Annotated in this window: 26 protein-coding genes; all 26 read right to left on the bottom strand. The window is 54.3% G+C overall.

The annotated features are described in order from the left end of the window. Positions 1 to 11 precede the first annotated feature (11 nt). Entirely contained in the window at positions 12 to 632 is a 621-nt protein-coding gene (rpsD, locus tag BK660_RS11230; protein ID WP_003210056.1) for a 30S ribosomal protein S4, read from the bottom strand. Positions 633 to 650: 18 nt separating this feature from the next. After that, positions 651 to 1,040 carry a 30S ribosomal protein S11 gene (gene rpsK, locus BK660_RS11225; protein ID WP_002555466.1) on the bottom strand — a complete coding sequence of 130 codons (390 nt, stop codon included), beginning with the start codon at positions 1,038 to 1,040 and terminating at the stop codon, positions 651 to 653. Between the two features lie 30 nt (positions 1,041 to 1,070). Continuing rightward, positions 1,071 to 1,427: a 30S ribosomal protein S13 gene (gene rpsM, locus BK660_RS11220; protein ID WP_003186020.1), complete on the bottom strand. Its 357-nt coding sequence runs from the start codon at positions 1,425 to 1,427 to the stop codon at positions 1,071 to 1,073. Between the two features lie 130 nt (positions 1,428 to 1,557). Beyond that, positions 1,558 to 1,674, bottom strand: a complete 117-nt coding sequence (gene rpmJ, locus BK660_RS11215; protein WP_002555468.1) for a 50S ribosomal protein L36 — start codon at positions 1,672 to 1,674, stop codon at positions 1,558 to 1,560. A gap of 27 nt (positions 1,675 to 1,701) precedes the next feature. Beyond that, entirely contained in the window at positions 1,702 to 3,030 is a 1,329-nt protein-coding gene (secY, locus tag BK660_RS11210; protein ID WP_003228718.1) for a preprotein translocase subunit SecY, read from the bottom strand. Then, positions 3,031 to 3,468, bottom strand: coding sequence for a 50S ribosomal protein L15 (gene rplO / locus BK660_RS11205; RefSeq protein WP_007896782.1), 438 nt, complete (start codon positions 3,466 to 3,468; stop codon positions 3,031 to 3,033). Between the two features lie 3 nt (positions 3,469 to 3,471). Then, the gene (gene rpmD / locus BK660_RS11200) at positions 3,472 to 3,648 is read right to left on the bottom strand and encodes a 50S ribosomal protein L30 (protein WP_003186033.1); all 177 of its coding nucleotides are present in this window, start codon (positions 3,646 to 3,648) and stop codon (positions 3,472 to 3,474) included. Positions 3,649 to 3,650: 2 nt separating this feature from the next. Further along, entirely contained in the window at positions 3,651 to 4,151 is a 501-nt protein-coding gene (gene rpsE, locus BK660_RS11195; RefSeq protein WP_007943782.1) for a 30S ribosomal protein S5, read from the bottom strand. A gap of 3 nt (positions 4,152 to 4,154) precedes the next feature. Next, positions 4,155 to 4,505, bottom strand: coding sequence for a 50S ribosomal protein L18 (gene rplR, locus BK660_RS11190; protein ID WP_003186037.1), 351 nt, complete (start codon positions 4,503 to 4,505; stop codon positions 4,155 to 4,157). A 10-nt stretch (positions 4,506 to 4,515) separates the two neighbouring features. Next, the gene (rplF, locus tag BK660_RS11185) at positions 4,516 to 5,049 is read right to left on the bottom strand and encodes a 50S ribosomal protein L6 (protein WP_003176412.1); all 534 of its coding nucleotides are present in this window, start codon (positions 5,047 to 5,049) and stop codon (positions 4,516 to 4,518) included. A gap of 12 nt (positions 5,050 to 5,061) precedes the next feature. Next, on the bottom strand, positions 5,062 to 5,454 hold the full coding sequence (gene rpsH / locus BK660_RS11180; RefSeq protein ID WP_003186040.1) for a 30S ribosomal protein S8: 393 nt from the start codon (positions 5,452 to 5,454) through the stop codon (positions 5,062 to 5,064). A gap of 209 nt (positions 5,455 to 5,663) precedes the next feature. Then, a complete protein-coding gene (gene rpsN, locus BK660_RS11175) occupies positions 5,664 to 5,969 on the bottom strand; it encodes a 30S ribosomal protein S14 (protein ID WP_003176414.1) in 306 nt (101 codons plus the stop codon). Positions 5,970 to 5,982: 13 nt separating this feature from the next. Further along, positions 5,983 to 6,522, bottom strand: a complete 540-nt coding sequence (gene rplE / locus BK660_RS11170; RefSeq protein WP_003176415.1) for a 50S ribosomal protein L5 — start codon at positions 6,520 to 6,522, stop codon at positions 5,983 to 5,985. A 20-nt stretch (positions 6,523 to 6,542) separates the two neighbouring features. Beyond that, positions 6,543 to 6,857 (bottom strand): 50S ribosomal protein L24, encoded by a 315-nt coding sequence (gene rplX, locus BK660_RS11165; RefSeq protein ID WP_003176416.1) that lies wholly within the window; start codon positions 6,855 to 6,857, stop codon positions 6,543 to 6,545. Between the two features lie 11 nt (positions 6,858 to 6,868). After that, positions 6,869 to 7,237, bottom strand: coding sequence for a 50S ribosomal protein L14 (gene rplN / locus BK660_RS11160; RefSeq protein WP_002555479.1), 369 nt, complete (start codon positions 7,235 to 7,237; stop codon positions 6,869 to 6,871). Between the two features lie 23 nt (positions 7,238 to 7,260). Continuing rightward, positions 7,261 to 7,527, bottom strand: a complete 267-nt coding sequence (gene rpsQ / locus BK660_RS11155; RefSeq protein ID WP_003176419.1) for a 30S ribosomal protein S17 — start codon at positions 7,525 to 7,527, stop codon at positions 7,261 to 7,263. 2 nt (positions 7,528 to 7,529) lie between these two features. Beyond that, positions 7,530 to 7,721, bottom strand: a complete 192-nt coding sequence (gene rpmC / locus BK660_RS11150; RefSeq protein ID WP_002555481.1) for a 50S ribosomal protein L29 — start codon at positions 7,719 to 7,721, stop codon at positions 7,530 to 7,532. After that, the gene (gene rplP / locus BK660_RS11145) at positions 7,721 to 8,134 is read right to left on the bottom strand and encodes a 50S ribosomal protein L16 (RefSeq protein ID WP_007943783.1); all 414 of its coding nucleotides are present in this window, start codon (positions 8,132 to 8,134) and stop codon (positions 7,721 to 7,723) included. Before rplP ends, rpmC begins: the two co-directional genes overlap by 1 nt. A gap of 12 nt (positions 8,135 to 8,146) precedes the next feature. Continuing rightward, positions 8,147 to 8,833: a 30S ribosomal protein S3 gene (rpsC, locus tag BK660_RS11140; protein WP_003176422.1), complete on the bottom strand. Its 687-nt coding sequence runs from the start codon at positions 8,831 to 8,833 to the stop codon at positions 8,147 to 8,149. Between the two features lie 13 nt (positions 8,834 to 8,846). After that, positions 8,847 to 9,179: a 50S ribosomal protein L22 gene (gene rplV / locus BK660_RS11135; RefSeq protein WP_003103908.1), complete on the bottom strand. Its 333-nt coding sequence runs from the start codon at positions 9,177 to 9,179 to the stop codon at positions 8,847 to 8,849. An 11-nt stretch (positions 9,180 to 9,190) separates the two neighbouring features. Beyond that, complete coding sequence (gene rpsS, locus BK660_RS11130; protein ID WP_002555486.1) at positions 9,191 to 9,466, bottom strand: 30S ribosomal protein S19; 276 nt, start codon at positions 9,464 to 9,466, stop codon at positions 9,191 to 9,193. A 16-nt stretch (positions 9,467 to 9,482) separates the two neighbouring features. Next, entirely contained in the window at positions 9,483 to 10,307 is an 825-nt protein-coding gene (gene rplB / locus BK660_RS11125; RefSeq protein WP_003176423.1) for a 50S ribosomal protein L2, read from the bottom strand. A 14-nt stretch (positions 10,308 to 10,321) separates the two neighbouring features. Continuing rightward, positions 10,322 to 10,621: a 50S ribosomal protein L23 gene (gene rplW, locus BK660_RS11120; protein ID WP_002555488.1), complete on the bottom strand. Its 300-nt coding sequence runs from the start codon at positions 10,619 to 10,621 to the stop codon at positions 10,322 to 10,324. Further along, the gene (rplD, locus tag BK660_RS11115; RefSeq protein WP_007896707.1) at positions 10,618 to 11,220 is read right to left on the bottom strand and encodes a 50S ribosomal protein L4; all 603 of its coding nucleotides are present in this window, start codon (positions 11,218 to 11,220) and stop codon (positions 10,618 to 10,620) included. Before rplD ends, rplW begins: the two co-directional genes overlap by 4 nt. A gap of 12 nt (positions 11,221 to 11,232) precedes the next feature. Further along, positions 11,233 to 11,868: a 50S ribosomal protein L3 gene (rplC, locus tag BK660_RS11110; protein WP_003186059.1), complete on the bottom strand. Its 636-nt coding sequence runs from the start codon at positions 11,866 to 11,868 to the stop codon at positions 11,233 to 11,235. Between the two features lie 80 nt (positions 11,869 to 11,948). Next, entirely contained in the window at positions 11,949 to 12,260 is a 312-nt protein-coding gene (gene rpsJ / locus BK660_RS11105) for a 30S ribosomal protein S10 (protein WP_003186070.1), read from the bottom strand. Positions 12,261 to 12,321 lie beyond the last annotated feature (61 nt).

Raw genomic sequence — 12,321 nt, 5'->3', positions numbered from 1 at the left:
TTTTCTAGCCCTTACTTGGAGTAGAGCTCGACAATCAGGCTTTCGTTGATGTCGGCGGACAGATCACTGCGAGCTGGAACGTTCTTGAAAACGCCCGACTTCTTCTCAGTGTCTACTTCTACCCATTCTACGCGGCCACGTTGGGCACACAGATCGAGAGCTTGGACAATGCGAAGTTGGTTCTTTGCTTTCTCGCGAATCGCGACCACGTCACCAGCACGAACCTGGTAAGACGGTACGTTTACGGTCTGACCGTTAACGCTGACGGATTTGTGCGATACCAGCTGACGGGATTCGGCACGAGTAGAGCCAAAACCCATACGGTATACAACGTTGTCCAGACGGCATTCGAGCAGTTGCAGCAGGTTTTCACCGGTTGCACCTTTCTTGCCAGCAGCTTCTTTGTAGTAGCCGCTGAATTGACGCTCGAGAACGCCGTAGATACGACGGACCTTCTGCTTTTCACGCAGTTGGGTGCCGTAATCGGACTGGCGACCGCGGCGTTGGCCGTGGATACCAGGTGCTGCTTCAATGTTGCACTTCGATTCGATCGCGCGCACGCCGCTCTTCAGAAAGAGATCGGTGCCTTCGCGACGAGCGAGTTTGCATTTTGGACCAATGTAACGAGCCATTCTTTACAATCTCCTGGATTACACGCGGCGCTTCTTCGGCGGACGGCACCCGTTGTGCGGGATTGGCGTCACGTCGGTGATGCTGGCGATCTTGTAGCCACAGCCGTTCAAAGCGCGGACTGCAGATTCACGACCTGGGCCTGGACCTTTGACGTTAACGTCGAGGTTTTTCAGACCGTATTCCAGCGCAGCTTGACCAGCACGTTCAGCAGCTACTTGAGCAGCAAACGGGGTGGACTTGCGGGAACCGCGGAAACCCGAACCACCGGAGGTAGCCCAGGAAAGAGCGTTGCCTTGACGGTCGGTGATGGTCACGATTGTGTTGTTAAAAGATGCATGGATGTGGGCGATGCCATCAACCACTGTCTTTTTAACTTTTTTACGAGGACGAGCAGCAGGTTTTGCCATGATAATTTTCCTGTCGATTCGCGGGGGCGATTACTTGCGGATCGGCTTACGCGGACCTTTACGGGTACGCGCGTTAGTCTTGGTACGCTGACCGCGCACTGGAAGACCACGACGATGACGCAGACCGCGATAGCAACCGAGGTCCATCAAACGCTTGATTTTCATGTTGATTTCGCGACGCAGGTCACCTTCAGTGGTGAACTTCGCCACTTCGCCACGCAGCTGTTCAATCTGCTCGTCGCTCAGATCTTTGATCTTTGCGGCTGGGTTTACCCCAGTCACTGCACAGATCTTCTGTGCAGTAGTGCGACCAACACCATAGATGTAGGTCAGCGAGATAACAGTATGCTTGTTATCTGGAATGTTAACGCCTGCAATACGGGCCATTCAGTGGGACTCCAATTGACAGCTACCTACGCCCCGGAAGCCAAGAAATAGGGCGCGAGATAATATCGCTGTAATAACAAATAATCAACCCGGTAGCGCACTAGCTACCGGGCTTGAAGCACAATCACACTCAGCCTTGGCGCTGTTTGTGACGCGGTTCCGCGCTGCAAATTACTCGAACAACACCTTCGCGGCGAATAATTTTGCAGTTACGGCACAGCTTTTTCACCGATGCACGAACTTTCATCACCAACTCCTCGAACCTTATGGGTACTCAGCGCAACATGCCGCTGCCGTAACCCTTCAGGTTGGCTTTCTTCATCAGGGATTCGTACTGGTGCGAAACGAGGTGCGATTGTACTTGGGACATGAAGTCCATCACAACCACGACGACGATCAGCAACGAGGTCCCGCCAAGGTAGAACGGTACGTTTGCTGCAACCACCAGGAACTGGGGCAACAAGCACACGGCCGTCATGTAAAGAGCACCGAACATGGTCAAGCGGGTCAGAACGCCATCAATGTAGCGCGCAGACTGCTCACCTGGACGGATGCCCGGAATAAAGGCACCGGACTTCTTCAGGTTTTCCGCTACGTCTTTCGGATTGAACATCAACGCCGTATAGAAGAAGCAGAAGAAAATAATCCCTGCACTAAACAGCAGAATATTCAACGGCTGACCAGGAGCGATCGACTGCGAGATGTCCTGCAACCAGCCCATACCTTCAGACTGACCAAACCAGGCACCCAACGAAGCCGGGAACAGCAAAATGCTGCTCGCGAAAATGGCCGGAATAACACCGGCCATGTTCACCTTCAGCGGCAAGTGGCTAGTCTGCGCAGCAAAGACCTTACGGCCCTGCTGACGCTTGGCGTAGTGAACAGCAATACGACGCTGACCACGCTCAATGAACACCACGAAACCGATAATCGCTACTGCCAGCAAACCGATGGCAACCAGGGCGAAGATGTTGATATCACCCTGACGTGCAGACTCGAAAGACTGCCCGATCGCTCTCGGAAGACCGGCGACGATACCCGAAAAAATCAACATCGAGATACCGTTGCCAACACCACGCTCAGTAATCTGCTCACCCAGCCACATCATGAACATCGCACCAGCCACAAAAGTGGATACCGCGACGAAATGGAAGCCAAAGTCACCAGTGAACGCAACGCCCTGCCCTGCCAGACCAATGGACATGCCAATTGCCTGAACGAGAGCGAGGACGACAGTGCCGTAGCGGGTGTACTGGCTGATCTTGCGACGGCCAGCTTCACCTTCCTTCTTCAACTGTTCCAGCTGCGGGCTGACGGCGGTCATCAGTTGCATGATGATCGATGCCGAAATGTACGGCATGATCCCCAGTGCAAAGATGCTCATCCGTTCCAGCGCGCCGCCGGAAAACATGTTGAACAAGCTAAGAATGGTCCCCTCATTCTGTCGAAACAGGTCCGCGAGTCGGTCCGGGTTGATACCTGGAACCGGGATGTGTGCGCCTATTCGGTAGACGATAATCGCCAGGAACAGAAAACGCAGACGAGCCCAGAGTTCAGACATACCGCCTTTGCCGAGCGCAGAGAGAGCACCTTGCTTAGCCATTTATTCCTCGAACTTGCCGCCAGCTGCTTCGATAGCCGCACGCGCACCTTTGGTGGCGCCGATTCCCTTTCCGATGGTGACAGCGCGAGTAACTTCGCCGGACAGCATGATTTTCACACGCTGAACGTTGACGTTGATCACGTTGGCATCTTTCAGGGACTGCACGGTGACGATGTCGCCTTCCACTTTAGCCAGCTCGGACAGACGCACTTCTGCGCGGTCCATGGCTTTCAGGGAAACGAAACCGAACTTCGGCAGGCGACGATGCAGCGGCTGTTGACCGCCTTCAAAGCCTGGAGCAATGGTGCCACCGGAGCGGGAGGACTGACCTTTGTGGCCACGGCCACCGGTCTTGCCCAAACCACTACCGATACCACGGCCCGGACGATGCTTTTCGCGACGGGAACCCGGCGCTGGACTCAGATCATTGAGTTTCATCGATTAACCCTCGACACGCAGCATGTAGTAAGCCTTGTTGATCATCCCGCGATTCTCGGGAGTATCAAGTACTTCTACAGTGTGACCGATGCGACGCAGACCCAGACCCTTAACGCACAGTTTGTGGTTAGGGATGCGGCCGGTCATGCTTTTGATCAGCGTAACTTTAACGGTAGCCATGATCAGAAGATCTCCTTGACGCTTTTGCCACGCTTGGCGGCAATGGATTCAGGAGACTGCATAGCTTTCAAACCTTTGAAAGTGGCGTGAACCACGTTTACCGGGTTAGTCGAGCCGTAGCACTTGGCCAGAACGTTCTGAACGCCAGCAACTTCGAGAACAGCACGCATAGCGCCGCCAGCGATGATACCGGTACCTTCAGAAGCAGGCTGCATGTACACCTTCGAAGCGCCGTGACCGGACTTCATTGCGTACTGCAGAGTGGTGCCGTTCAGATCAACTTGGATCATGTTGCGGCGAGCAGCTTCCATTGCCTTCTGGATCGCAGCAGGCACTTCACGCGACTTGCCACGGCCGAAGCCAACACGCCCTTTACCATCACCAACCACGGTCAACGCGGTGAAAGTGAAGATACGGCCGCCTTTAACGGTTTTGGCTACGCGGTTAACTTGAACCAGCTTCTCGATGTAGCCTTCGTCGCGCTTTTGGTCGTTATTTGACATAACTTAGAACTCCAGCCCAGCTTCACGAGCAGCATCAGCCAGCGCCTTGACGCGGCCGTGGTACTTGAAGCCAGAGCGGTCGAAAGCCACCTGCGAGACGCCAGCGGCTTTAGCACGCGTAGCGACCAGCTGGCCAACCTTAGTGGCCGCGTCGATGTTGCCAGTGGCGCCATCACGCAGTTCTTTATCCAAAGTCGAGGCAGATGCCAGGACTTTGTTGCCGTCGGCCGAAATGACCTGGGCGTAGATGTGCTGCGACGAGCGGAACACGCAGAGACGCACGACTTCGAGTTCGTGCATTTTCAGGCGTGCTTTGCGAGCGCGACGCAGTCGAGTAACTTTTTTGTCGGTCATTTGCTATGCCCTACTTCTTCTTGGCTTCTTTACGACGGACGACTTCGTCCGCGTAGCGCACACCTTTGCCTTTGTACGGCTCTGGTGGACGGAAGTCGCGGATCTCGGCGGCCACTTGACCTACCAGCTGCTTATCGATGCCCTTGATCAGGATATCGGTCTGGCTAGGAGTCTCAGCGGTGATGCCTTCCGGCAGTTCATAATCCACTGGGTGCGAGAAGCCAAGAGCCAGGTTCAGCACTGTGCCTTTTGCTTGCGCTTTGTAACCAACACCGACCAGCTGGAGCTTACGCTCGAAGCCTTGGCTTACGCCTTGGACCATGTTGTTTACCAACGCACGAGTGGTACCAGCCATTGCGCGAGTTTGTTGATCGCCATTGCGAGCAGCGAAACGCAGCTCACCAGCTTCTTCAACGATCTCAACGGACGAATGGATGTTCAGTTCGAGAGTGCCCTTGGCACCCTTCACCGAAAGCTGTTGGCCTGCGAATTTGACTTCGACACCGGCTGGCAGCTTAACGGGGTTCTTAGCGACGCGTGACATGCTTATCCCCCCTTAGAACACAGTGCAAAGAACTTCGCCGCCGACACCGGCAGCGCGCGCAGCACGATCCGTCATCACACCTTTGTTGGTGGAGACGATAGACACACCGAGACCGCCACGAACTTTTGGCAGATCATCGACGGACTTGTACTGACGCAGGCCTGGACGGCTAACGCGCTTCACTTCCTCGATGACCGGACGGCCTTCGAAGTACTTCAGCTCGATGGACAGCAGTGGTTTGATTTCGCTGCTGATCTGATAACCCGCAATGTAACCTTCGTCCTTCAGGACTTTGGCAACAGCTACCTTCAAAGTAGAAGATGGCATGCTTACGACGGACTTTTCAGCCATCTGGGCATTACGGATTCGAGTTAGCATGTCCGCTAACGGGTCCTGCATACTCATGGGCTAGACGCTCCTAATACAAAAAAATTAGCCTTGCGGCTACTACTTGTCGCCGAGCTCTTCCATGCGGAAAAAGCACGGGCTCAGGCGAGCCGGGTATTCTAGACACACCCCACAAATGAATCAAGCCCCAAAAGGGGCTTGATTCAAGTTCAAGGTCACCGGCGGTCAGTATCTTGCGATTCCGAACGCCGAGACTTTGATAGTGCTTACCAGCTGGCTTTAACCAGACCAGGTACGTCACCACGCATTGCAGCTTCACGCAGTTTGTTACGGCCGAGGCCGAACTTGCGGTAAACGCCGTGTGGACGACCGGTCAGGCGGCAGCGGTTACGCATGCGCGAGGCGCTTGCGTCACGTGGCTGCTTCTGCAGAGCTACTGTAGCTTCCCAACGTGCTTCTGGACTTGCGTTCAGATCAACGATGATAGCTTTCAGTGCTGCACGCTTTTTGGCGTACTTGGCAACCGTGAGCTGACGCTTCAGCTCGCGGTTTTTCATGCTCATCTTGGCCATTTTCCTACTCCAATCAGTTGCGGAACGGGAATTTGAAAGCACGCAACAGGGCGCGACCTTCATCATCGTTCTTGGCAGTGGTGGTCAGGGTAATGTCCAGACCGCGGAGAGCATCGATCTTGTCGTAGTCGATTTCCGGGAAGATGATCTGCTCTTTAACGCCCATGCTGTAGTTACCACGACCATCGAAGGACTTGGCATTCAGGCCGCGGAAGTCGCGAACCCGAGGCAGGGAGATCGACAGCAGACGATCCAGGAACTCGTACATACGCTCACGGCGCAGGGTCACTTTGACGCCGATCGGCCAACCTTCACGGACTTTAAAGCCAGCGATGGATTTCCGAGCGTAGGTCACAACGACTTTCTGGCCGGTGATCTTTTCCAGGTCGGCAACAGCGTGCTCGATGACTTTTTTGTCACCGACTGCTTCGCCCAGACCCATGTTCAGGGTGATTTTTGTAACGCGTGGAACTTCCATCACGTTCGAAAGCTTAAGTTCTTCCTTAAGTTTCGGTGCGATTTCCTTCCAGTAAATCTCTTTTAGTCGTGCCATGGTCTTCTACCTAGCAGTGTTCAAGCATCAACCGCTTTTTGGGTCGACTTGAAGACACGAATTTTCTTGCCGTCTTCTACTTTGAAACCAACGCGGTCAGCCTTGTTGGTTTCGCCGTTGAAAATGGCGACGTTAGAAGCGTCCAGTGGAGCTTCTTTTTCGACGATACCGCCTTGTACGCCCGACATCGGGTTAGGCTTGGTATGACGCTTAACCAGGTTCAGACCGCCAATAACCAGACGGTTGTTAGCGAGAACCTTAAGCACCTTACCGCGCTTACCTTTGTCTTTGCCGGCGATCACGATGATCTCGTCGTCACGACGAATCTTTTGCATGTCGGATCTCCTTACAGCACTTCTGGGGCGAGCGAGACGATCTTCATGAACTTCTCAGTACGAAGTTCACGGGTCACTGGCCCAAAGATACGGGTGCCGATCGGCTCTTGCTTGTTGTTCAGAAGAACAGCAGCGTTGCCATCAAAGCGGATAATGGAGCCATCAGCACGACGTACGCCGTGACGAGTGCGGACTACAACAGCAGTCATCACTTGGCCTTTTTTCACTTTACCGCGAGGAATTGCTTCCTTCACGGTAACTTTGATGATGTCACCGATACCAGCGTAACGACGATGGGAGCCACCCAGCACCTTGATGCACATAACACGGCGAGCGCCGCTGTTATCGGCCACATCGAGCATGGATTGAGTCTGAATCATATAATTTCTCCGACCCCTAGTCCTTAGACTTCCACAGCGCGTTCGAGAACATCAACCAGCGCCCAAGACTTGGTCTTGGCCAAAGGACGAGTTTCACGAATAGTGACTTTGTCGCCGATGTGGCACTGATTGGTTTCGTCGTGCGCGTGCAGCTTAGTCGAACGCTTAACGTATTTACCGTAGATCGGGTGCTTTACGCGACGCTCGATCAGTACGGTGATGGTTTTGTCCATCTTGTCGCTGACAACACGGCCAGTCAGCGTACGGACAGTTTTTTCGGCTTCAGCCATGATTACTTACCTGCCTGCTGGTTGAGCACAGTCTTCACGCGAGCGATGTCACGCTTAACTTGCGAGAGCAGATGAGACTGCCCCAACTGGCCAGTTGCTTTCTGCATACGCAGATTGAACTGGTCGCGCAGCAAGCCGAGCAGTTGCTCGTTCAGCTGCTGTGCGGATTTTTCACGAAGTTCATTCGCTTTCATCACATCACCGTCCGTTTAACAAAGGCGGTGGCGAGCGGCAGCTTTGCAGCAGCCAGGGCAAAAGCCTCACGCGCCAGCTCTTCAGAAACACCCTCGATTTCATACAGGACTTTGCCTGGCTGAATCTGGGCAACCCAGTACTCCACACTACCCTTACCTTTACCCATACGAACTTCGAGGGGCTTTTTGGAAATAGGCTTGTCCGGGAATACACGGATCCAGATCTTGCCGCCACGTTTAACGTGACGGGTCAGAGCACGACGCGCTGACTCGATCTGACGAGCGGTGAGACGACCACGAGCTACAGACTTCAGCGCATATTCGCCGAAGCTGACTTTGCTACCGCGCTGTGCCAGACCACGGTTGTGGCCTGTCATCTGCTTGCGGAACTTCGTACGCTTTGGTTGCAACATTTGGCGTACCCCTTACTTAGCAGCTTTTTTACGAGGCGCTGGTGCTTGTGGTTTCAGTTCTTCTTGGCGACCACCAATTACTTCGCCTTTGAAGATCCAAACCTTTACACCGATCACACCGTAAGTGGTGTGAGCTTCGTAGTTGGCATAGTCGATGTCGGCACGCAGGGTGTGCAGTGGCACACGACCTTCGCGATACCATTCAGTACGTGCGATTTCAGCACCGCCGAGACGACCGCTCACTTGGATTTTGATGCCTTTGGCACCAATGCGCATGGCGTTCTGAACAGCGCGCTTCATAGCGCGACGGAACATTACGCGACGCTCCAGCTGCTGAGCTACGCTCTGCGCAACCAGCATACCGTCGAGCTCCGGCTTGCGGATCTCTTCGATATTGATGTGCACAGGCACACCCATTTGCTTGGTCAGGTCCTGACGCAGTTTCTCAACATCTTCACCTTTCTTCCCGATAACGATACCTGGACGAGCGGTGTGGATGGTGATACGTGCAGTCTGAGCCGGACGATGGATATCGATACGGCTTACGGACGCGCTTTTTAGTTTGTCTTGGAGATACTCACGCACCTTCAGATCAGCGAACAAATAGTCCGCATAAGTCCGACCGTCTGCGTACCAGACGGAGGTGTGCTCCTTGACGATTCCCAGGCGAATGCCAATGGGATGTACTTTCTGACCCATCTCTTCGACTCCGTTACTTGTCAGCAACCTTGACAGTGATATGGCAAGACCGCTTGACGATGCGATCAGCACGGCCTTTGGCTCGTGGCATGATGCGCTTCAGCGAACGCCCTTCGTTGACGAAAACGGTGCTGACTTTAAGGTCATCAACGTCTGCGCCTTCGTTATGCTCGGCGTTGGCTACGGCCGACTCCAGCACTTTCTTCATGATCTCGGCGGCTTTCTTACTGCTGAAAGCCAACAAGTTGAGCGCTTCGCCCACCTTCTTCCCGCGGATCTGGTCGGCGACCAAGCGGGCTTTCTGGGCGGAGATTCGAGCGCCCGACAACTTAGCGGCTACTTCCATTTCCTAACCCCTTAACGCTTGGCTTTCTTGTCTGCCACGTGCCCACGATAAGTGCGGGTACCGGCGAACTCGCCCAGTTTGTGGCCGACCATGTCTTCGTTAACGAGAACTGGGACGTGTTGACGACCGTTGTGTACTGCGATGGTCAAACCGACCATTTGTGGCAGGATCATCGAACGACGCGACCAGGTTTTCACCGGTTTGCGATCATTCTTTTCCGCCGCCACTTCGATCTTCTTCAGTAGGTGAAGATCGATAAAAGGACCTTTTTTCAGAGAACGTGGCACTGTCGTATCCCTCTATTTACTTGCGACGACGGACGATCATTTTGTCGGTACGCTTATTACCACGAGTCTTCGCGCCCTTAGTCGGGAAGCCCCATGGCGATACCGGATGACGACCACCAGAGGTACGACCTTCACCACCACCATGTGGGTGGTCAACCGGGTTCATGGCAACACCACGAACGGTTGGGCGAACGCCACGCCAGCGTTTGGCACCAGCTTTACCCAGCGAACGCAGGCTGTGCTCGGAGTTCGAGACTTCGCCCAGGGTCGCGCGGCATTCAGCCAGCACTTTACGCATCTCACCAGAACGCAGACGCAGGGTCACGTAGACACCTTCACGAGCGATCAGCTGAGCCGAAGCACCAGCGGAACGAGCGATCTGTGCGCCTTTACCTGGCTTCAATTCGATGCCGTGTACGGTGCTACCAACTGGAATGTTACGCAGTTGCAGAGCGTTGCCCGGCTTGATCGGTGCCAGAGCACCTGCGATCAGCTGGTCACCAGCACTCACGCCTTTAGGGGCGATGATGTAGCGACGCTCGCCATCTGCGTACAGCAGCAGAGCGATGTGAGCAGTACGGTTTGGATCGTATTCAATACGCTCGACAGTGGCAGAGATGCCATCTTTGTCGTTGCGACGGAAATCGACCAGACGATAATGCTGCTTATGGCCACCACCGATGTGACGAGTGGTAATGCGACCATTGTTGTTACGACCACCAGTCTTCGATTTTTTCTCGAGCAGCGGTGCGTGAGGAGCGCCTTTATGCAGCTCCTGGTTGACCACCTTGACCACAAAACGGCGGCCAGGGGAAGTCGGTTTGCATTTAACGATTGCCATGATGCACCCCTTCCTTACTCAGCACTGCTGCTGAAATCGAGATCTTGGCCTGGCTGAAGGGAGATAACTGCCTTCTTCCAGTCATTACGCTTGCCCAGACCGCGAGCAGTGCGCTTGCTCTTACCCAGAACATTCAGGGTAGTAACACGCTCTACTTTCACGCTGAACAGGCTTTCGACGGCCTTCTTGATTTCCAGCTTGGTTGCGTCAGTTGCAACCTTGAAAACGAACTGGCCTTTCTTGTCAGCCAGAACCGTAGCCTTCTCGGAAACGTGCGGGCCAAGCAGAACTTTAAATACGCGTTCCTGGTTCATCCCAGCAGCTCCTCGAATTTCTTCACGGCCGACACGGTGATCAACACCTTGTCGTATGCGATCAGACTAACTGGATCGGAACCTTGCACGTCACGTACATCAACGTGTGGCAGGTTACGAGCAGCCAGGTACAGGTTCTGATCAACGACTTCAGACACGATCAAGACGTCAGTCAAGCCCATGCCGGTCAGTTTGTTCAGCAGATCTTTGGTCTTCGGTGCATCAACAGCGAAGTCCTGAACCACTACCAGACGATCAGTACGCACCAGCTCAGCAAGGATGGAACGCATTGCTGCGCGATACATCTTCTTGTTCAGCTTCTGGGTGTGATCCTGAGGACGAGCTGCGAAAGTGGTACCGCCGCCACGCCAGATTGGGCTACGGATAGTACCGGCACGAGCACGGCCAGTACCTTTCTGACGCCATGGGCGCTTACCGCCACCACGAACGTCGGAACGGGTCTTTTGCTGCTTGGAACCCTGACGGCCGCCGGCCATGTAGGCCACGACTGCTTGGTGAACCAGCGTCTCGTTGAATTCGCCGCCAAATGTCAGTTCGGAAACTTCGATCGCTTGAGCGTCATTTACATTTAATTGCATGTCAGCTTCCCCTTAACCGCGAGCCTTGGCTGCTGGACGTACAACCAAGTTGCCGCCAGTAGCGCCAGGAACAGCGCCCTTGACCAACAACAGATTGCGTTCAGCGTCCACGCGCACTACTTCGAGGGACTGCACGGTCACGCGCTCAGCGCCCATATGACCGGACATTTTTTTGCCCTTGAATACACGACCAGGAGTCTGGCACTGGCCGATAGAGCCTGGAACGCGGTGGGACACGGAGTTACCGTGGGTATTATCTTGCCCGCGGAAGTTCCAACGCTTGATCGTACCCTGGAAGCCTTTACCCTTGGACTGACCGGTTACATCAACCAGTTGACCAGCGGCGAAGATTTCAGCGTTGATCAGATCGCCGGCCTGGTACTCGCCTTCTTCAAGGCGGAATTCCATTACGGTGCGACCAGCGGCAACGTTCGCTTTAGCGAAGTGGCCAGCTTGAGCAGCTGTAACACGCGAAGCACGACGCTCGCCTACAGTGACTTGCACTGCACGATAGCCATCGGTCTCTTCAGTTTTGAACTGGGTGACGCGATTCGGTTCGATCTCAATGACCGTGACCGGAATGGAGACACCTTCTTCGGTGAAAATACGGGTCATACCGCATTTACGACCGACTACACCAATAGTCATGTTGTAAACCTCATGAGTGTACGGGGCTTTCACCCGCTATGGCCGCCCATTTCAGAGCGTTACACGACTAAGACCGAGTCTTAGCCGAGGCTGATCTGCACTTCCACACCGGCCGCAAGATCAAGCTTCATAAGAGCATCAACGGTTTTATCCGTTGGCTGGACGATGTCCAGAACGCGCTTATGAGTACGGATCTCGTACTGGTCACGCGCGTCTTTGTTGACGTGCGGGGAGACCAGAACGGTGAACCGCTCTTTACGGGTAGGCAGTGGAATTGGACCACGCACTTGAGCACCAGTACGTTTCGCGGTTTCCACGATTTCCTGGGTGGATTGGTCGATCAGGCGATGGTCAAAAGCCTTCAACCTGATACGGATTTGCTGATTTTGCATTGGATTTCAGACTCCGGCTGCTATTCCCACCGAGCGCAATACGCCCGTTAAAAGGAGGCGC

The organism is Pseudomonas brassicacearum (assembly GCF_003732265.1).
In the GTDB taxonomy this organism is placed as follows: domain Bacteria; phylum Pseudomonadota; class Gammaproteobacteria; order Pseudomonadales; family Pseudomonadaceae; genus Aquipseudomonas; species Aquipseudomonas brassicacearum_D.
Note: the sequence above shows the minus strand (reverse complement) of the source record. Positions and strands in the feature narration are given on the sequence as shown.